Source organism: Synechococcus sp. YX-04-1 (genome assembly GCF_030546365.1).
Taxonomy (GTDB): Bacteria; Cyanobacteriota; Cyanobacteriia; order PCC-6307; family Cyanobiaceae; genus Parasynechococcus.
Map to the genome: position 1 here is coordinate 244,628 of NZ_JAUONZ010000004.1, position 18,843 is coordinate 263,470.

Here is an 18,843-nt window from a genome sequence, read left to right on the forward strand (position 1 = left end):
AGAGACAAAGCGGGGGAGGGGATCAGCCCACGGACCCCTCGAGTTTGAGGGCCAGCAATTTGTCAGCCTCAGCGGCAAACTCCATCGGCAGCTGGTTGAAGACGTCGCGACAGAAGCCGCTGACCATCATCGAGACGGCCTCTTCAAACCCGATGCCACGGCTCTGCAGATAAAAGAGCTGGTCTTCGGAGATGCGGCAGGTGCTGGCCTCATGCTCGATGGCCGCCTGCGGCTGCTGCGAACGGATGTAGGGGTACGTGTTCGCAGCGGCTTGATCACCGATCAGCATCGAATCGCACTGGCTGTAGTTGCGAGCGCCTTTGGCATTGGGCCCCATTTGCACGAGACCGCGATAGCTGTTGCTGGAGCGGCCGGCGCTGATGCCCTTGCTCACAATCGTGGAGCGGGTGCGCGGTCCGACGTGAACCATCTTGGTACCGGTGTCGGCCTGCTGGCAGTTGTTGGTGAGGGCCACTGAATAGAACTCACCCACCGAATCAGCACCCTGCAACACGCAACTGGGGTATTTCCAGGTAATAGCTGAACCGGTCTCCACCTGAGTCCAGCTGATGCGGCTGCGATCACCGCGGCACTGGCCTCGCTTGGTCACGAAGTTGTAGATGCCACCGACGCCGTTTTCATCACCGGCATACCAGTTCTGAACCGTGGAGTATTTGATGGAGGCGTCGTCAAGGGCCACCAGTTCCACCACCGCCGCATGCAGCTGGTTGGTGTCGAACATCGGTGCCGTGCAGCCCTCGAGATAACTCACCGAGGCACCTTCTTCGGCAACGATCAAGGTGCGCTCGAACTGTCCGGTGTCACCAGAATTGATTCGGAAGTAAGTGGACAGCTCCATCGGGCACTCGACGCCCTTTGGGATGAAGACGAAGGATCCGTCGCTGAACACCGCTGAGTTCAGGGTGGCGAAATAGTTGTCGTTGCTGGAGACAACCGTTCCGAGGTAGCGCTCGATCAGCTCGGGGTGCTCCTTAACCGCCTCACTGAAGGAGCAGAACACCACCCCGTGTTCCGCCAACTTCTCCTTGTAGGTGGTGGCAATCGAAACGCTGTCGAAAACAGCATCCACCGCAACGTTGCTGAGACGCTTCTGCTCGCTCAGCGGAATGCCGAGCTTGTCGAAGGTTTCCAGCAGCTTGGGATCCACCTCATCGAGGCTGGCCTTCTTCTCCTGCTGCTTGGGAGCTGCGTAATAAACGATGTCTTGATAATCGATCTCGGAATAACCAAGGGCAGCCCAATCGGGCTCCTCGAGGGTGAGCCAGTGGCGAAAGGCCTTGAGCCGGAACTGCAGCAGAAAGTCCGGCTCTTCTTTCTTGGCCGAGATCAGGCGAACGACCTCTTCACTGAGACCTTTGGCGATCTTGTCGGTCTCGATCTCGGTGACGAAGCCGTACTTGTACGGCTGGCTGACGAGATCCCGTGTGGAGGTACTGGTCATTCGGCTCAGCCGGCGGTGGCGTTGATCGTTTCTGTAGTGATGGTCTGCGTCTTCTCAGGACAAGCGAAGGGATTGTCCTCGGTGAGGAAGAGCATGCAGTGGCATTCCTTGCGCTCGCGCATAGGGACACATGGGCAGTTCCAGAAGGCTTGGGAGACCTCGGCCTCCTTATCTTCGTAATGGCGGCAGGGGCAAAGCGCTCCGCCCAGATCGTCCTTATGACGCGCCAGACCCTTCAGAACAACAGCGGTAACGCTGGGGTCCGCACAGAAATAGGTGCCGGTGCGCTGCGCGTAGGTTTCAGCGAACTTGCGGATGACCTCCAGGCTTTCTGCTGTCGGCTCTTGAGGGGCGTCGGACATGGAGGTGGAGGGAGCGGCGAATTACGAAACCCCGCGGTTTCCTTACTGGAAGCCTAGGCCAACAGGCCTCCGGTCAGCGGGCTCTCCATTGTGACCCTCAACTCGGCCGACATGCCGAGGCAATTCGATGGCATCGTGTGGGGAGGTTTCGCCTCGTCATGAGCGCCTCGGCCCCCGACAGCACCCGCGACGCCGTGCTCTCCCTGCTACTGGAGCGGGGAGAGGAGGACGCTGGCGCCCTGGCCGGAGCTGTGGGCATTTCCGTTCAGGCCATGCGGCGTCACCTGCGCTCCCTCGCCGACAGCGGCCTGGTCTGCGCCAGCAGCAATGCCAGCGGCCCGGGTCGTCCCAGCAACCGCTGGTGCCTCACCGACGAAGGACGGGCCCAGTTCCCTGATGGCAGCGGCCGCTTCGCCCTCGGCCTGCTGGATTCGATGCGCAGCCATCTCCCCGAAGCGACCGTGCGCCAACTGCTGGATCAGCAGGCGGAGTCGAAGGCCAGCCAGTACCGGCAAAGCCTCGGCGAAGCCTCCCTGGAGGCTCGACTCGAACATCTGGCACTGTTGCGGCGCGACGAGGGCTACGTCACCGTCTGCAGCCGGGATGACGACGGCATCAGCTGGAGGCTCGAGGAAGCCCACTGCTCTGTGCAGCGCATTGCCGAAGAATTCCCCGCGGTGTGCGACCAGGAATTACTGCTGATCCGACGCACCGTGCCGGACTGCCGGGTCGAACGGGTGCATTGGCGACTCGAGGGCGGCCACGCCTGCGGCTTCCGCATCACCCCGTTGGCGCAGGGCTGATGGCCATCGACAGGGCCACGATTGAACGCATCGACGCCACCCTGCTGCCCCAGCTGGATCGCCATCACCTGCGGGTATTGAGCCACTGCCTGGACAGCTTTCAGGCCATGGCTGCTCCAGAGAACACTGGCGCGATCCCAGACGAAAGCCAACGACGCCTTTGGTGCCAGCAACAACCCGTTGTCGCTGAAGATCAAATGTTCCTCGATACCCTGCTGCTGCAGCTCAATGCTGCCGCCGAGCAACTGGATCAACTGGCGCTTGAGCTGGGCAAGCCTCCCCTGGCACTAACCCTCGACGATCTGATCAGCGCCTCCGAAGCCCGCTGCCGTGGCTGACATGGCTCTCGTGACTGACGCGGTCGGGCTGCCATCATCAATCCAGTTCCTCAACGCCGGCGATGCTTGAGATCTCGGACGCCCTCAGCTTCTTTCGCCTGAGCTGTGGCCGCTGGACCTCGCAGCGCAGCCAACACCACCTACTGCATCGCCGCGCCGAAGCTGGAGCCTCGTTCATCGTGGTGGAGGAACTGCTGAAGGGGGACGAGCGGCTCGCGGAGATCGCCGAGCGCAACAACGCCAGCGTCGAGCAGATCGTTGGCGGTTGCTGGGTGCGCTGGAGCGGATCGATGGCCTGGGATCGCGCCGGCGAATCCCATGAAGACCAGACCATGTTCGGACTGATCCCCGAAGACGAAACGGGGCGACGCGGACTGCTGCTGCGGGATCGCGGTTACGCCGAAAAAGCACCGGTGGCGGGCCAGTTCCGCATGGACGACGAAAACGGCCTGATCCTCACCACGGACTACGAAATGATGAGTTCGCTCGAGCGCTTTTGGTTCGCCAGCGAGAACGTACGACTGCGCACCAGCACGGTGCAAGGGCTCTCCAACAACGCCTCCTTCTGCATCGAGACCCGGCAGCTGGACGATGTTGATCAGACCAGCCCAGCGATTGCTTCGAACGGAGCCGCCCTCGCCCCCTTCGGCTGGTAAGCAGAAATACTTAGAGCAAGTATTACGGCATGTAATCGCTGCAACAGCTGCTGAAGGGGGCAAGACCCAGCACTTCTACGATCGCCGACAGTGGATGTTGTAGTCGCGTGGCCATTCCTCTCCTGGAGTACGCACCGATCACCCAGAACTCTTTGAGGACTGGTGTTCCGAATCTCCGTGTCGGCTCCGATGAGGGATCCCGGGCCTACTCCCTTGAGATCGCAGACGATCGGGACAATCTCGACACCGTCGTGGAAGCCGCCTACCGGCAGATCTTCTTCCACGCCTTCAAAACAGATCGGGACGTCAACCTTGAGTCCCAGCTGAAGGATGGCCAGATCACCGTTCGCGACTTCATTCGCGGCCTGGTGCTCTCCGACACCTTCAAGCGCACCTTCTACGGCTTCAACAGCAACTACAAAGTTGTCCGTCACCTGTGCGAGCGGATCCTGGGACGCAAGGTGAATGGCAAGGGGGAAGAACTCTCCTGGTCCATCGTGATTGCGACCAAAGGCCTGGAAGGCCTAGTCGATGTTCTGCTCGACAGCGCCGAGTACCTCGACTCCTTCGGTTACGACACCGTTCCCTACCAACGCAACCGCGTGCTTCCCGGCCGCGAGCTGGGCGACACGCCGTTCAACATCACGACCCCCCGCTACGACGAGTACTACCGGGGAATCCTGGGCTTCCCCCAGATCGTCTTCACCGGCGGCCCCGCCAAGAAGGTTCCCGCCCGCGCCAAGATCCGCAAAGGTGGCTCCCCTCAGGACTACATGGCCTGGGCTGCCGAAATGTCTGGCCCCCGCGGGGTCTCCCCCAGCGGCGGCGCCGACATGGACTACATGTCGAAAGTGCCCTACCGCAGCATCGGCCGCTGATCCCGGCCCCAAGCAACTTCAAAAAAGCGGGGCTTCGGCTCCGCTTTTTTTGTGTCACTGACTGTGATCCCCGAGGTCAGCGCTCAACCAGTAGTCAGGATCCACTGACCCTTGGCCCCTTCACGCTTCGAAAAGGAATTTTTCGGATCACAATGATCCCAAACGAAACATGGAGTTTTTGGACGTGTCCCCAACCCTGTCATCACTGGCACGTCTCACCCTTCGTCAACTACGTCAGATCGCCAGCGACCTAGGGGTGCCGCTCTACAGCCGCAAGAGCAAGGAGACCCTGGTCGACGAGGTTGCCCAGCGTCAGCAGAAGCGTGGTGGAGACCTGAAGGCCATCGAGGCGGAACTCAACGCACCGGCCATGGGCAGCAGCGATACCCGCGTGGTGTTCCTGCCCCGTGATCCCCAGTGGGCCTACGTGTTCTGGGAGATCTCGGACGCAGACCGCAAGGTGGCCCAAAAAGATGGAGCCAGCCGACTTTGCCTGCGCCTAGCGGACGTGACCGGCATGCAGGACGGCAATGCCCATCCGCACACCTTGCAGGAAGTGCCCGTCGATAGCCACAGCACAGAGTGGTACTTGCCTGTTCCTCTCTGCGACCGGGATTACCGGGTTGAGTTGGGCTATCGCATCGGCGCCACTTGGATGTCTCTGGCCTTCTCCTCAGTGGCCCGCGTGCCCGCTCTGCACCCCAGCGAGCAGATTCTTGATCAGTTCGTGCCCTTCAGCCTCGATGCGGCCCCGGCCGAATCCGCTGCAGCTCCCGTCGCGCCGATCGAGTCAAGCAACAGTGGCTTGCATGAACGGCTGTACCAAACTGCCACGGTCCACTTCAGCCGCCGTCGGGTTGGCTCTGAAGAATTCCAAGAAGGTTTTGACGTCTCCGGTGACAGCAGCGGCTTGAACGATTCGGGAGCTGGTCTCTGGGCAAGCGGTCGCAACGAATCTGGTCTTGGTGGTGTGGCTCCTCGCCAACGCTCCTTCTGGCTGGTGGCTGACGCCGAACTGATCGTCTACGGCGCCACCGACCCTTCAGCTCGCCTCACCATCGGCGGCGAAGAAGTGCCTCTCTCCACCGACGGAACATTCCGAATCCAGGTGCCCTTCCGGGATGGCGAGCAGATGTACGCCATTGAGGCGACCGCCTCGGATGGGGAACAGAAGCGCAACATCACGCTCAACTTCAAACGTGAGACCCCGGAAGACAACAGCAACCCCGCCAGCGAAGCCCGCGCCGAGTGGTTCTGAACCCTTCCGATCCCAAAGCACCGGCGTCCTTGCGCTGGTTCGTGGCCATCACCCCCCTCGCGGGGGCGATGGTTTTTCCATTGGTGGTGCCTTTGGTGATGGCACGGGTCAGCATCGGAGCTGGTGTGGGCGTCGCCCTCGTGTTGAGCGGACTCTGGTTTATTGCGATGCTGAAGACATCGGAGATGCCCCACTGAAGACGGGGGAACTTTGATCAAGGCAAGGTCTTGGTCTCGATGCTGAAGAGCAAGCTGGGATTGATGGCAGCGGCTCTTCTCTGCAGTGGCTGCAGCCAGGCGGGATCGGTGGTGGGCACGGCTCCGGCAGATCTAGCGATACCCAAGCAGATCGATGTGGTCTTCAACCACAACGCCAGATCGCGCTACCGCTCACCCCTCACAGGCGACTGGCGCAATGGTGACGACATGGAGGCATGGCTGATTGAAGCCATTGATGCCGCCAACGACGAGGTGCTGGTGGCCGTGCAAGAGCTCAGTCTTCCAAGGATTGCCCAGGCCCTCATCGCAGCCGAGAACCGTGGTGTTCGCATTGCCGTCATCCTGGAGAACAGCTACAGCCAAGCCTGGAGCGAACAACGACCCAGCCGATTGAACCAGCGAGGCAGGCAGCGCTGGGATCAGTTGAACCGCCTGGCCGACAGCAATGGGGATGGCAGCACGAGTCCGGAAGAAGCCTTCCACGCTGATGCCGTGGCGCTCCTTCAAGCCGCGCAGATTCCACTGATTGACGACACCGAAGACGGGAGCAGCGGCAGCGGCTTGATGCACCACAAATTTCTGGTGATCGATCAAACAACGGTGATTACGGGCAGCGCCAATCTCACCAGTTCCGGCCTTCACGGTGATTCTGGCCGGCCATCCAGCCGCGGCAACGTGAATCACCTGCTGCGGTTCCACAGCCCTGAGCTCGCACTGGTGTTCCGCAAGGAATTCACCCAGATGTGGGGGGATGGCCCCGGTGGCAAGCAGGACAGTCGCTTTGGCCTGCAGAAAGCAAAAGAAGGCGTGCAAACCGTGCAGATCGGTGGCACCCGAGTGGATGCGCTGTTCTCCCCCCATCCGAAAAGAGATGCAAATCACGGGCTGAACCTGTTGGCAAAGCAGTTGAAAGCCACAAGGCAACACATCGACATGGCCCTGTTTGTGTTCTCGGCACAGCAACTCACCAATGTGCTGCGGGAACAAATCAAAGAAGGCGTTGAAATCAGGCTGGTCGCCGATCCAGGATTTGCGAGCCGCCCCTTCTCGGAAGTGCTCGATCTACTGGGGGTCAGCCTTCCGGATCACGCCTGCAAGGTGGAAGCTGGCAACCTCCCCCTGGATCAAGGCCTGAAGGGCATCGGCACCCCACGCCTCGCCCGTGGCGACAAGCTCCATCACAAGTTCGCCGTGATCGACAACCGCAAAGTGATCACTGGATCCTTCAATTGGTCGCCCTCTGCTGCCCACACCAACGACGAAACCCTGCTGGTGATCCACTCACCCCAACTCGCCCAACACTTCACGCGCGAAATGGATCGCCTCTGGGATGGAGCAGAACTCGGAATCACTGCAAGGATGCGCCGCAAACTGAATCGTCAAAAGATTCGATGCGGGGATGGGGTAGAGAGGAGATGAAGACCACTGGCTCAGCTCTAAACTCAAACAAGCACAGAGAAATGAAGTGGCTGGATTTGGAGAAGCAGCAAATGGAAAAGCAAGTAAATCAACAAAAAAGCCGCAACTGAACTTTCAAAAATGGTTTAACCAAGCCATTTATTCACACCAGACAGGTCGACTCAGGGAAGCCGAGTCGCTTTACAAAAAAATGATCACTGCGGGAACGTCTGATCCCGCAGTCTTTTGCAATCTCGGGATCATATGCAAGAACAGTGGCAGAATCCAAGAAGCCCTTGAAAACTACGAACAGGCCATAGAGTTCGAGCCGAACGACCCGCAGATCTACAGCAATATTGGGAATCTATATCGGGACATCGGAAAGCTTGATCAAGCACTTCAATTCACATTAAAGTCACTCGATCTTGACGATCGATCGTCAACTGTTCAGATGAATCTGGGCAGCATTTATCGAGACCTTGGAAAAACAGATGAAGCCCTAACAGCCACCATCAAGGCCATCGAGCTCGATGAAAGCAACATCGAAGCACTGCAAAACTTGAAAAGCCTTGCCAGCGACATCAAGATCAACCCACTAAATAGAGAGCACGCCAGAAAAGCCTACGAAATACTGCTCAATCGCGAAGACTTCTCCCATCGCAAACTCTGCACACTCTTCGTTCAAGACTACCTTGAAGACATTCAAACAGCAGCCAAATCAAACCCCATCATCACAGACCAGAATCAGGCCCTTCATCGCCTTGCCTCAGACTGGATCTTTAGAAAATCACTGACGTTACTTATACCGCCTCATCAAAAGATCGAGGAATTCCTCACACGCCTAAGGCAGGAATTCTTGGTACACATCAGAACCGACAGCTCAATAACACCACAACTCCAACTCCTCCTAGAAGCACTGGCCACACAATGCTTCCTCAATGAATATGTCTATTGGCAATCAGACGAGGAAAAACAATGGATCAACGATCTGATCACAGAAGCGAAGAAAAGCGAAAAGCTTTTCAATCGATATTTACCCATGATTGGCTGCTATGCACCCATCCATGACCTTACAACTCAAGAAGAAATCAGCAAATACCCCATCAACAGCGATGAGAGCAAAGCCTTCATCGACACCCAATACAACGAGATCGAAGCAGAGAAGAGCATCAAAGCGAACCTCAGCCTCAGCGAGGAAGTAACCGACGATGTCTCAATCGCAGTCCAGCAAATGTACGAAGAAAATCCATACCCTCGATACAAACATGCAGACCACACTCATCCCCATTTCGCAAAACCAACAGCTGAGTTCATCTCCTTAGAAACAACCATTGCAAATCTTGCGTTCAAGAATGAACTCTCACTCAACTCAAGCCCAAAGATCCTAATTGCCGGATGCGGAACGGGAAACCAAGTGATCAACGCCAGTCGCTATAAAAATGCGCAAATCACTGCCATTGACATCAGCAAAAATAGCCTGGCCTACGCAGCAAGAAAATCTCAGGAGTACAACATGAATAATGTTCTGCTCCAGCAACTCGACATTCTGGATGCCAATCAACTCAAGAATGTCTATGACGTGATTGAGTGCAGCGGCGTCCTGCATCACATGCAAAATCCCGCCAAGGGGCTGGCAACACTCAACAGCAAACTGAAGCCCGGCGGCTATTTCAAGATCGGCCTCTACAGCAAACTTGCCAGACAGAAAGTCTCAGCAGCACGAGAGCTGATCCAAAACCTGAGCATTCAAAGCACGCCGGCAGGCATCAGAGATTTTCGCAAGCAAGTCTTTGACGATAATCAGCATAAACTAAAAGATCTATCAATCCTTGCGAATGACTTCTATTCGCTCTCCGAGTGCCGCGACCTTTGCTTTCACGTTCAGGAGCATCAATTCACCACCAGGACCCTGGAAGAACTTTTAGCAGCCGAGAAATTAGTGTTTTGTGGATTCATGCTTCCGAAATCCATCAAGACTGCTTACCAGCACCATTTTCCAGAGGACAGCAATGGAACCTCACTGAGCAACTGGGGAGAATTCGAGAACAACAATCCATCGACCTTTCAAAGTATGTATCAATTCTGGGCCTACAAACCGTTGTAGACACCTAGACACCTTCACCAAGGGATATCAATGCAATGAACGAGAAAACATACTCCATCATCATCGAGAAGCGAAAGAAAATGATCTTTCCCCTCTAATGAAAGCAGATCGAGCGAAAGCTGACGCGATCAAGTCATCATCAAATACTTTGCCGACCTATCTTTCAAAATATTGATTGGCTTCAACTGCGCAAATCACGCCAAACTGTACCCATGACTTCCAAGCTCACACGCGTTCTGCTGCTCCTCGCCATCGCCAGTCCCGCAATCGCGGCTGAGCCCTTCGAGCCATGGCCTAGCAAGGATCAATTGCGCAGCATTGAACAGGCCGCCTACGCGTGTTCACGCGACAACTCAACGGAGGCATGCGCGAAGGTTCGCGAGCTCGCCGATCCTCTTATGGATCACTCCAGGTTGCCCGGTCTCTGCAAAGACGTGCTGTGGTCCTTGATGGATGAAGCCAAAGTCGCCAACACCAACGACTTCCGGCGTAAGGACACCATCACCACCACAGCCCGACGCATCCCGAGGGTTTGCGCCGAGCCTGCGATCAAAAAAGAAAAGCCCAAAGCGCGTCAGGCCTGAGCTGCCTCAATCAAAGCCGAAGCTGAATCGCTGGCCCTGCATCAGCAGGGTGGCGACCTCTCCGCGAACGGCATCCAACACCGCCACGGTCACGTCAGGGTGCTCCTTGATCGTGTCCACAAACATCTGCAGCCGTGAATCCATGGCTGGTGATTCTTAAATCAACTGTCCCGCCGAACGTCTCCAGAAGACTGAGTTGATCAGTGGGATGTCGCTTGATCGCCGAGAAGATCGAGCAGGGTCTCGGATGTGGCAAGCATCTCACCCATGCTGAGTTCGCTTTCCTGACCAGCAATTTCAGAGGCCAACTCACACGCTGTAGACGAGTGGCCAGACACATCGCAACTGTTGGACAACCGCACGATGGCATTGGAAAGCTTGCCGCGCAGGCATTCTTCCGAGCCAGACTGAGTGATCACAGCATTGGCGGCATTGACTGCCTCCTGGGAAGCCACAGTCAAAGGAAGGGCCCGTTTCCAACTCTGAGATGCACCAACTGACGAAGCCATGCCAGCCATACCGACGATCAACAGCAGCAGAAAGCGATGCATGGTCGACGGGATTGGTGCGGGCCAAAGGGTAGCGGCGTCAACTGGTCGCGCCCGACGCATTGCAAGAGGATTTCCATGTTTAGGTTCCGCATATAGCCCCCATCCGTTGTGATGACCACCTCGGCCCCTGCGGAACCGACCCAACGCCAGGTGCCCCTGGCCACCCCTTTCACCGACCAGAAGCCAGGGACCTCCGGCCTACGCAAGAGCAGTCGCCAGTTCGAGGAGCCCCATTACCTCGAGAGCTTCATCGAAGCGTCGCTTCGCACGCTGCCGGGCGTGCAAGGCGGAACCCTTGTGCTGGGAGGCGACGGCCGTTACGGCAACCGTCGCGCCATCGATGTGATCTTGCGGATGGGCGCGGCCCATGGCCTTAGCAAGGTGATCGTCACCACCGGCGGCATCCTGTCCACTCCTGCCGCCTCCAATCTGATTCGGCAGCGCCAGGCCATCGGCGGCATCATCCTTTCCGCCAGCCACAACCCCGGCGGACCGAATGGCGACTTCGGCGTCAAGGTCAACGGCGCCAACGGAGGGCCCACCCCCGCCTCCTTCACCGATGCGGTGTATGAGTGCACCAAGACCCTTGAGCACTACACGATTGTTGATGCGGCAGCGATCCCGCTGGATGCCCCTGGTCTGCACAGCATCGGCGCGATGCAGGTGGAGGTGATCGACGGCGTCGATGATTTCGTTGCTCTGATGCAGGAGCTGTTCAACTTCGAACAGATCCGCGAACTGATTCGCAGCGACTTCCCGCTGGCTTTCGACGCCATGCATGCCGTCACCGGCACCTACGCCACCCGCTTGTTCGAAGGGCTGCTGGGTGCACCAGCGGGGAGCGTGCGCAACGGTACCCCCCTGGAAGACTTCGGCAACGGTCACCCCGACCCCAACCTCACCTACGCCCACGAGCTGGCCGAGCTGCTGCTTGAAAGTGACGACTACCGCTTCGGCGCCGCCTGCGACGGCGATGGCGATCGAAACATGATCCTCGGCCAGCGCTGCTTCGTGAATCCCAGCGACAGCCTCGCCGTACTCACGGCCAACGCCACGTCAGCTCCGGCCTATGCCAACGGCTTGGCAGGTGTGGCCCGCTCCATGCCCACCAGCGCTGCGGTGGATGTGGTGGCCAAGGAACTGGGGATTGACTGCTTCGAAACGCCCACGGGCTGGAAATTCTTCGGCAACCTGCTGGACGCCGGCAAGATCACCCTCTGCGGGGAAGAGAGCTTCGGCACCGGCAGCAACCACGTGCGTGAAAAAGACGGTCTCTGGGCTGTGCTGTTCTGGCTGCAGATCCTGGCGGTGCGGCGCTGCAGCGTCGCTGAGATCATGGATGAGCACTGGAAGCGCTTCGGACGCCACTACTACTCTCGGCACGACTACGAGGCCGTCGCCAGCGACGCCGCTCATGGGCTCTACGACCGCCTGGAGGCCATGTTGCCGAGCCTGGTGGGTCAAGCCTTTGCCGGACGCGTCATCAGCACAGCCGACAACTTCAGCTACACCGACCCGGTTGATGGGTCCGTAACCAAGGGCCAAGGCCTGCGAATCCTGTTGGACGATGGCAGCCGGGTGGTGGTGCGTCTCTCCGGCACAGGCACCAAAGGCGCAACGATTCGCGTCTACCTGGAGAGCTATGTGCCCAACACTGGCGACCTCAACCAGGATCCCCAGGGCGCCCTGGCCGAGATGATCAGCGCCATTAACGACCTTGCTGAGATCAAGCAACGCACGGGCATGGATCAGCCCACAGTGATCACTTAATATCCAATCTTCAAAAAAATTTTTGATTCATCAAGGAAAGTTTCTGTTTCTCAAGCCTCTATGAAAGCCAAAACTGCTTGCAGAGCGTCGATGGTCGGCCTACTGGCTGGCTTCGGAGTAATGATTCAAGCCGAAGGCTTGAAAGCACAGGATTTCCTGAGTTACACGCCAGAAGAATTCAACCAACAGGTTGAAATCTGTGCCTACAAACCAGATGCGACAAAAGAATCATGCAGCAAATGGCTAGAGGAACGTGCGGAAACTTATTGTGGAAGCTTCAGCAGCTGGGGGCATTGCTTTGCCCTCCTAATTCAGTTTGGCCCTGAGGTTTCACATCTGAAATCACGCGTTGAAGCTTTACGACAACAAATGTTTGATTTTTCGAGACGTGCAGCTCGTGATTGCAAAATCAATGGGAACTGCGGAGGGCCTTCAGCGGCAGGGTGGATGCAAGCATTTCAGAACTCCGAAACAATGCTTGCCTGCATAGAAAAAAATGAAAATATCAGCAGCTATTCTCAAATCGAAAAAGCATGCTTCGTTCCTGATTTCTTCATAAACGAATACAAGTTTTAACCCATGCGGAAAAGTTTTTTTTCAAAAAAGATACTCACGCAGCTGCTAGCAGTTCCTCTCGTTGCATACACCTGTCCATTTTATGCCAAAGCAGCCGATTACGACGCCATATGTTCTTACTATTCCGATTACCATCCCTGCGATGTCAAGCTAAGTAGCAACACAATTAAGGCCAATTTACCTACCGATTTTTTACTAGTCGATAAAAGCAACTTCTTGGATTTAGTCGTTTACGAAGACCTGCACAAATCCTCTAATCTAGTTATTGGCACTGTTACCACTCTCCTGCTTGGTCCCATTGGATTGCTTGGATTTCTAGCAACGAAAACTTCCGGAACTATTGATTACGCCATCAAATTCAATGGCGATGACGGGAGACGACGCACCGCACTGATTCGCTTCAAGAACTTAAAAGTTGCAGGCAAATTCGGTGAAGAGATCAGCACAATTCTTCCAAGATTAATCGAATAACTGAAATCGAAGAGCCTTGCTGCCTGTAAAGCCAACTCAGGTGACAAGTAGAAATCCTGCACACACCCATTATGGGATTACATAACAGTAGTAATATTACTTACCCCAGTTTCAATAGACCTATGGGCGCCCGTCAGAAGTTCGTTGCTACCTGCGTAATTTCGGCTCTGGCGGCAGCCTCGATTTCAACCCTGCCCGAGCAGCAGGCCTATGCACAGCTTGAAGGACCTCGAGATTCCCTGAGCGGCTTCAGGTTCAGCACACGCCGTAAGGTCGTGCTGATGCCCGTTCAAGATAAGTCTGGAGGACAAGCTGGCGCCTTGACGGATTTCGCGACGGAGGTGTTCAACCAAACCATCCGAAACGGCGGTGTTCGTACGATTGCATGGTTCAAAGTCCAGCGCCAATTGCAAAATACTCTTTCTGGCGGTGGAGTTGGAGGTGGAGTCAACAACGTGGCTGGCATCCAAAACAGTGCCAACCCTTATGCAATGCAGATGCAGCAAATGCAAATGCTGCAGATGAGAAATATGGGCATGTATGGATCCATGGGCAACTCCGGCGCCCAAAGCCTGGTGAATGACAGCAACATCATTGAGCTAATTGCCGTCGCCAAATCACTGGGAGCCCGATATATCATCCGCCCGATCATCCTGAAAGCTTCATCCACTCAGAATGCCTCAACAAGCATCAACCCAATGGGAGCAGTCTTTGGTATTGGGAGCAGTACCAGAACAAAAGTAGAAAACAATTCCGAAGTCGATATCAAAGTTGAAATCATCAGCACTTCCCAAGAAGACATCATCGCTTCCCGTACCTTCACCGGCAATACCACTCAAGTGGGGAAAGACCGCGCAAATCGCTTGGACGGCATCACTGGAATGCAGTTTTTCGGTGGTGGCACCAATTCCGATCAAATGAAAGCCGCCTTCTACAACACGATGGATAAAATCGTCGAATTCCTTGAATACAAAATGGTCTGAGACAACCACTTAGTTTCAGCACTCGTACCCGCCCATAACTATGAAATCAGTAAAACAAGGCCTAAAGGCATTGCTTTTAGGCGCAGCAATTGCTTTTTCAACCCCAACACTTCACCAAAACCCCTCTCACGCTGCCGAGGAGTTCAGGGATCTTTATTGCCTGTTTGATGTCAATCAAAAATTTCCATGCAATGCCCAATTTTTCCGTAAATGGCTTAAATTTTATTTTCCTAGAACAGGCAGAACATCTGAAAAAATATTTTACCGCGATATAATTCACTGGAACTATTCCGACTCAAGCTTAATCAAACGTGATTACGACTTAGCTCGCCGGATCGGCATAATTGGCCTTTTGTTCAAGAAGGTAGAGCACATGCACGTTTTCACCATAGTTTACGAAGACAACTTCGGCGATCGGCGCGTTGCGATCATGGACTTTGACGACAAGCAATACGTCCAGCCCATGAAAGCACTTTTGTCAGACGTGACTGAAGTTAACTGAATAAGTTAATCAGAAAAGCAAGAACTTTAGAATCTGACTCAAGAAAAATCTATATAACAAGCATATAATCAGGCAGGCTTAATTCCAATAATTATGCTCTATTGCATTCGCCCATTATCACGCATTAGGCCTACAAGAACACAAAATAATCATAACGGCCAGGGAAACTTCTTCTCTGATTTGTGATCTTTTTTTTAATCAGCGACGACCACCGCGATGTGAATTGCTGTGCCGATAGGCAGGATCGGTGGCCTGCTCCTGCAACTGACGCATCGTCTCGATCGCAAATCCCCCCAGACCGCCTGATGTGATCACCATCAAATAGAAGAGACGCAAACGACCCAGAGCAATCTCGGCAGGGCTGTTGTCAATCAGCACCTTGAGGAAATAGGCCACCGCCAAACCAAGTCCGGCACCGATAGCCACAGCAATCAACACACGCATGCCACTGAAGGGCTTGCGCTGATTCACCTCAGTGTTCAGCTCAGCCATCAGCTCGGTTGCGGGGTGGGCGTTGAGCCGTCCTCAGGGGGCTTGGCATCGGCCTCTCCCAGCAGGGTCTTCATCACCACATAGAAGACAGGCACCACCAGGGTGGAGAGGAAGGTGGCCACCAACAGACCACCGAACACCACCAGACCCAGGGATGACTGACTCTGCGCACCAGCACCGCTGGCGAGCATCAGCGGCAGGAATCCGGTGAGGGAAGAGATCGCCGTCATCAAGATTGGTCGTAGACGCGACTTGGCCGAAAACTTGGCGGCTTCCAGAGCCGACTCACCTTCGCCCATTTTCTGATTGGCCAGATCGACAATCAGAATCGCGTTACCGCCAGCCAAGCCGATCAACATCACCAGACCCACCTGGGCATAGATGTTGAGCACCTGGCCGGCCGCCCCAAGGAACACAAGGGCTCCCAGCAGAGCCGTCGGCACGGTCAGCAGGATAATGATCGGATCGGTATAGCTCTCGTACTGAGCCGACAGCACCAGAAACACCGCCAGGATGCCAAGAGCAAAGATCACCACGGCGAGGGATCCGGCCTTCACTTCTTCGCGGGAGATGCCAGTCCAGTCGAAACCAAGACCTTGATAACTGCCGGCGTTGAAGATCTGCTTCATCGCCCCAATCGCCTGACCGGAACTGTTGCCCTCCTTGGGGGTGCCCTCAATCTTGATTGAGCGGTACAAGTTGAAGTGGGGAATGACGCTGGGTCCCACCGTCTGCTTCACGGTGAAGAACTCCGAGAGAGGAATCTGCTCACCCTTGGTATTGGCGACATAGATGGCCGACAAGCGCTGTGGGGTGGCCCGGCTCACCTCATCCGCCTGCACATAGACGCGACGAACCTTGCCCTCCTGGAAGGTGTCGTTCACATATTGACCACCGAAGTTGACGCTGAAAGCCGACATCGCTGAACCGAAGTCGACCCCGAGCGATGCCATCTGCTCACGGTCTACATCGATCTTGTACTGCGGAGCCTGGGGCGAAAACAGCGAATAGACCCGATTGAGAATGGGATCGGCATTGCCGGCCTGCATGATCTGCTGGGCCGTGCCGAAGAACTCATTCAGCGAGTACACACCGCTGCTCTGGTCGAGCAGCTGGAACTCAAAACCGCCGCCGGTGCCGTAGCCGGGAATGGAGGGAGGTTCCACCACGAACACCCGTCCGGCATCAATGGCGTCGTACATCTTGGCGTTGAGCCGCTTCACCACAGCACCCACGGTGTGGTCTTTACCGGGCCGTTCATCCCAGTGCTTCATGCCAATGAAGAACAGACCCTTGTTGGGCGCGTTGCCATCGAGACTGGCGCCGCTGAACAGGGCTGCCGATGCGATGTCCTCTTCCGTGCGCATCACTTCAGCAACCTGACGGTTGATCGCCAGGGTCTTCTCGTTGGAGACCCCGTCAGGAGCCTGAACGAAACCGATGGCGTAGCCCTGGTCTTCAATCGGCACAAAACCACCGGGAATGCGGGTGAAGGCAAATCCGGTGAGCAGGATGCCCGCAGCCAGGGCTGCCATCACCATCGGGCGAGCCTTGAGAACGCCGTCGAGGATCGTGGCGTAGCGCTTTTCAAAGCCGCCGTAGAGGCGATTGAAGTTGGTGAAGATCACCGGAATGAAGTAGCCAACGCCGCCTCCGATAGCGGTAAACAGCACCACCGGGATCGGATTGGAGAAGATCACGCCTGTGGTGATTACACCCACTGCCGCTCCACCAGCGGTGAAGGGAAGACGCAAGGGCAGCCCGCTGATCTTGCCGGCGATGAAGCCGATCACCGCACCGATCACCGTTGGAATTAGAGCAGCTGCCGCTCCGTTGCCAGCACTGAGCAGGCCATAGATAAAGCCAAGAACCACGCCGGCCGAGGCGTACTGATTGCGGCTGAGCTCCTTGGTCTCGCGGGACAGCAGCAAAGCCGACAGCATCGGCGAGAACGTCAGTGCGTTGAAGGTGGAGATGCCGATCGAGAAAAGGATCGTGGCGGCGAACTGCTTGTAGATCGTGCCGGTGGCACCCGGGAAGAACAGCACCGGCAGGAACACCGCCATCTTCACCAGCGACGTGGCGATCACAGCCCCGAACAGCTCATCCATGGTTTCCATGGCGGCCTGCACCGACGTCATCCCTTCAGCCTTCTTGGCAGAGGTGTCTTCCACCACGGTGATGGCGTCATCAACCACGAGGCCGGTGGCCAGCACAAGACCGAACAGGGTGAGCTGGTTGAGCGAGAAACCGAAAGCCAGCACCAGGGCAAAGGTGCCGATCAAAGCCACTGGAATAGCAATGGCGGGTACGAGCGTGGCCTTCCAGTTCTGCAGGAACAGAAACAGGATCAGTACCACCAGGATCACTGCGTCCCGCAGGGAATTGGTCACACCTTTGATCGACTGGTTGATGAAGTCGGTGGTGTCGTAGATCTTCTGCACGCCGAGACCAACCGGCAGGGTTTTCTCGAACTCACCCAACACCTCCTTAACGCCGTTGGAGACCTCGATGGCGTTACTGCCCGAGAGCTGATAGATGGCGATGCCTACCGAAGGCGTGCCTTTGAGATCCATGGCATCGATGCCGTAGATCTCACCGCCAAGCTCCACCCGCCCCACATCCTTGAACCGCACCAGGCCACCGGCATCGGTGGTTCTGAGAATGATGTTTTCGAATTCCTGTGTGCTGGTTAGACGACCCTGAAGCTGCACCGTGAAGGTGTATTCCTGCCCCTCCGGCGCAGGGGAGCCGCCGATCTTGCCTGCTGGCACCAGACGGTTCTGACTGCGCAGCTGGTTGACCACATCGGTGGCCGAAAGATTGTTGGCGGTAAGTTTCTCGGGATCCAGCCAGAGACGAAAGGCGATCTTGCGGTTACCGAAGTAGGTGACATCACCGACGCCCTTCACCCGCTTGACGTTGTCGGTGAGGTTCTTGTCGAGATAACCACTGATCGTCTCCACCGAATATTCGGTTTTGGAGGGGTCTTCGTTAACGAAGTTGTAAACCAGGAGGATCGAGTTGGAGGCCTTGTTCACCGTCACACCCGACTTGCGCACCTCTTCCGGCAGCTGAGGTTCAGCCAGGGAGACGCGGTTCTGAACATTCACCTGGTTGATGTTGCCATCGGTTCCGCTGTCGAACGACACCGAGATTGAACTCACACCATCCGAGGAGCTGTTGGAGGTGATGAAGTCCATGTTCTCCACCCCGTTGATCTGCTGCTCGAGCACGGAGGTGACCCCCTGTTCAACCGCAACAGCGTCAGCGCCCACGTAGGTGGCCTGCACCTTCACCGTGGGAGGAGCAATGTCGGGGAGGTTTTCAATCGGAAGGATCGGAATCGCGATCAAACCGACGATCACGATCAGCAGGCTGCAGACCGTGCTGAGAACCGGCCGGGTGATGAAGTTATTGGAAGCAGACATCGATCA

Annotated in this window: 20 protein-coding genes; 14 read left to right on the forward strand and 6 right to left on the reverse strand. The window is 56.3% G+C overall.

Features of this window, described 5'->3' with window-relative positions; genetic code table 11:
* Window positions 1-22: 22 nt before the first annotated feature.
* Window positions 23-1,462 (reverse strand): Fe-S cluster assembly protein SufB, encoded by a 1,440-nt coding sequence (gene sufB, locus Q3Y53_RS09160; RefSeq protein ID WP_226414485.1) that lies wholly within the window; start codon window positions 1,460-1,462, stop codon window positions 23-25.
* Between the two features lie 5 nt (window positions 1,463-1,467).
* Complete coding sequence (locus Q3Y53_RS09165) at window positions 1,468-1,824, reverse strand: ferredoxin-thioredoxin reductase catalytic domain-containing protein (protein ID WP_038553034.1); 357 nt, start codon at window positions 1,822-1,824, stop codon at window positions 1,468-1,470.
* Window positions 1,825-1,982: 158 nt separating this feature from the next.
* Here Q3Y53_RS09165 and Q3Y53_RS09170 point away from each other — a divergent pair, with 158 nt between their 5' ends.
* The 9 genes from Q3Y53_RS09170 to Q3Y53_RS09210 all read left to right on the forward strand — a co-directional run bounded on the left by Q3Y53_RS09170 (window position 1,983) and on the right by Q3Y53_RS09210 (window position 10,061).
* Window positions 1,983-2,627: a metalloregulator ArsR/SmtB family transcription factor gene (locus Q3Y53_RS09170; protein WP_226425086.1), complete on the forward strand. Its 645-nt coding sequence runs from the start codon at window positions 1,983-1,985 to the stop codon at window positions 2,625-2,627.
* The gene (locus Q3Y53_RS09175; protein ID WP_226425085.1) at window positions 2,627-2,965 is read left to right on the forward strand and encodes a hypothetical protein; all 339 of its coding nucleotides are present in this window, start codon (window positions 2,627-2,629) and stop codon (window positions 2,963-2,965) included. The genes Q3Y53_RS09170 and Q3Y53_RS09175 overlap by 1 nt, the downstream gene beginning before the upstream one ends.
* A gap of 62 nt (window positions 2,966-3,027) precedes the next feature.
* On the forward strand, window positions 3,028-3,621 hold the full coding sequence (locus Q3Y53_RS09180; protein WP_303535258.1) for a phycobiliprotein lyase: 594 nt from the start codon (window positions 3,028-3,030) through the stop codon (window positions 3,619-3,621).
* A 107-nt stretch (window positions 3,622-3,728) separates the two neighbouring features.
* Complete coding sequence (locus tag Q3Y53_RS09185) at window positions 3,729-4,499, forward strand: phycobilisome rod-core linker polypeptide (RefSeq protein WP_226425083.1); 771 nt, start codon at window positions 3,729-3,731, stop codon at window positions 4,497-4,499.
* A gap of 184 nt (window positions 4,500-4,683) precedes the next feature.
* Window positions 4,684-5,757 carry a DUF4912 domain-containing protein gene (locus Q3Y53_RS09190; RefSeq protein WP_226425306.1) on the forward strand — a complete coding sequence of 358 codons (1,074 nt, stop codon included), beginning with the start codon at window positions 4,684-4,686 and terminating at the stop codon, window positions 5,755-5,757.
* On the forward strand, window positions 5,748-5,954 hold the full coding sequence (locus Q3Y53_RS09195; RefSeq protein WP_226425082.1) for a hypothetical protein: 207 nt from the start codon (window positions 5,748-5,750) through the stop codon (window positions 5,952-5,954). Before Q3Y53_RS09190 ends, Q3Y53_RS09195 begins: the two co-directional genes overlap by 10 nt.
* Window positions 5,955-5,993: 39 nt before the next feature.
* Window positions 5,994-7,394, forward strand: coding sequence for a phosphatidylserine/phosphatidylglycerophosphate/cardiolipin synthase family protein (locus Q3Y53_RS09200; RefSeq protein ID WP_303535261.1), 1,401 nt, complete (start codon window positions 5,994-5,996; stop codon window positions 7,392-7,394).
* 46 nt (window positions 7,395-7,440) lie between these two features.
* The gene (locus tag Q3Y53_RS09205) at window positions 7,441-9,477 is read left to right on the forward strand and encodes a tetratricopeptide repeat protein (protein ID WP_303535263.1); all 2,037 of its coding nucleotides are present in this window, start codon (window positions 7,441-7,443) and stop codon (window positions 9,475-9,477) included.
* A 212-nt stretch (window positions 9,478-9,689) separates the two neighbouring features.
* On the forward strand, window positions 9,690-10,061 hold the full coding sequence (locus Q3Y53_RS09210; protein ID WP_303535265.1) for a hypothetical protein: 372 nt from the start codon (window positions 9,690-9,692) through the stop codon (window positions 10,059-10,061).
* 6 nt (window positions 10,062-10,067) lie between these two features.
* Here the strand turns inward: Q3Y53_RS09210 and Q3Y53_RS09215 are convergent, their stop codons facing one another.
* Together Q3Y53_RS09215 and Q3Y53_RS09220 are read right to left on the reverse strand one after the other, a co-directional pair.
* Complete coding sequence (locus Q3Y53_RS09215) at window positions 10,068-10,205, reverse strand: hypothetical protein (protein WP_303535267.1); 138 nt, start codon at window positions 10,203-10,205, stop codon at window positions 10,068-10,070.
* Window positions 10,206-10,261: 56 nt separating this feature from the next.
* Window positions 10,262-10,612, reverse strand: a complete 351-nt coding sequence (locus Q3Y53_RS09220) for a hypothetical protein (RefSeq protein WP_226425076.1) — start codon at window positions 10,610-10,612, stop codon at window positions 10,262-10,264.
* Between the two features lie 111 nt (window positions 10,613-10,723).
* Here Q3Y53_RS09220 and Q3Y53_RS09225 point away from each other — a divergent pair, with 111 nt between their 5' ends.
* The 5 genes from Q3Y53_RS09225 to Q3Y53_RS09245 all read left to right on the forward strand — a co-directional run bounded on the left by Q3Y53_RS09225 (window position 10,724) and on the right by Q3Y53_RS09245 (window position 14,914).
* Complete coding sequence (locus Q3Y53_RS09225; RefSeq protein WP_303535270.1) at window positions 10,724-12,382, forward strand: alpha-D-glucose phosphate-specific phosphoglucomutase; 1,659 nt, start codon at window positions 10,724-10,726, stop codon at window positions 12,380-12,382.
* A gap of 90 nt (window positions 12,383-12,472) precedes the next feature.
* Window positions 12,473-12,958 carry a hypothetical protein gene (locus Q3Y53_RS09230; RefSeq protein WP_303535272.1) on the forward strand — a complete coding sequence of 162 codons (486 nt, stop codon included), beginning with the start codon at window positions 12,473-12,475 and terminating at the stop codon, window positions 12,956-12,958.
* 3 nt (window positions 12,959-12,961) lie between these two features.
* On the forward strand, window positions 12,962-13,429 hold the full coding sequence (locus Q3Y53_RS09235; protein ID WP_303535274.1) for a hypothetical protein: 468 nt from the start codon (window positions 12,962-12,964) through the stop codon (window positions 13,427-13,429).
* Window positions 13,430-13,551: 122 nt separating this feature from the next.
* Window positions 13,552-14,412 carry a hypothetical protein gene (locus tag Q3Y53_RS09240; RefSeq protein ID WP_303535276.1) on the forward strand — a complete coding sequence of 287 codons (861 nt, stop codon included), beginning with the start codon at window positions 13,552-13,554 and terminating at the stop codon, window positions 14,410-14,412.
* Between the two features lie 40 nt (window positions 14,413-14,452).
* A complete protein-coding gene (locus Q3Y53_RS09245) occupies window positions 14,453-14,914 on the forward strand; it encodes a hypothetical protein (protein WP_303535278.1) in 462 nt (153 codons plus the stop codon).
* Between the two features lie 198 nt (window positions 14,915-15,112).
* On the opposite strand, the gene Q3Y53_RS09250 is transcribed toward Q3Y53_RS09245, so the two are convergent.
* Together Q3Y53_RS09250 and Q3Y53_RS09255 are read right to left on the reverse strand one after the other, a co-directional pair.
* Window positions 15,113-15,406: a hypothetical protein gene (locus Q3Y53_RS09250; protein ID WP_303535280.1), complete on the reverse strand. Its 294-nt coding sequence runs from the start codon at window positions 15,404-15,406 to the stop codon at window positions 15,113-15,115.
* On the reverse strand, window positions 15,406-18,837 hold the full coding sequence (locus Q3Y53_RS09255; RefSeq protein WP_303535283.1) for an efflux RND transporter permease subunit: 3,432 nt from the start codon (window positions 18,835-18,837) through the stop codon (window positions 15,406-15,408). Before Q3Y53_RS09255 ends, Q3Y53_RS09250 begins: the two co-directional genes overlap by 1 nt.
* Between the last annotated feature and the right edge of the window lie 6 nt (window positions 18,838-18,843).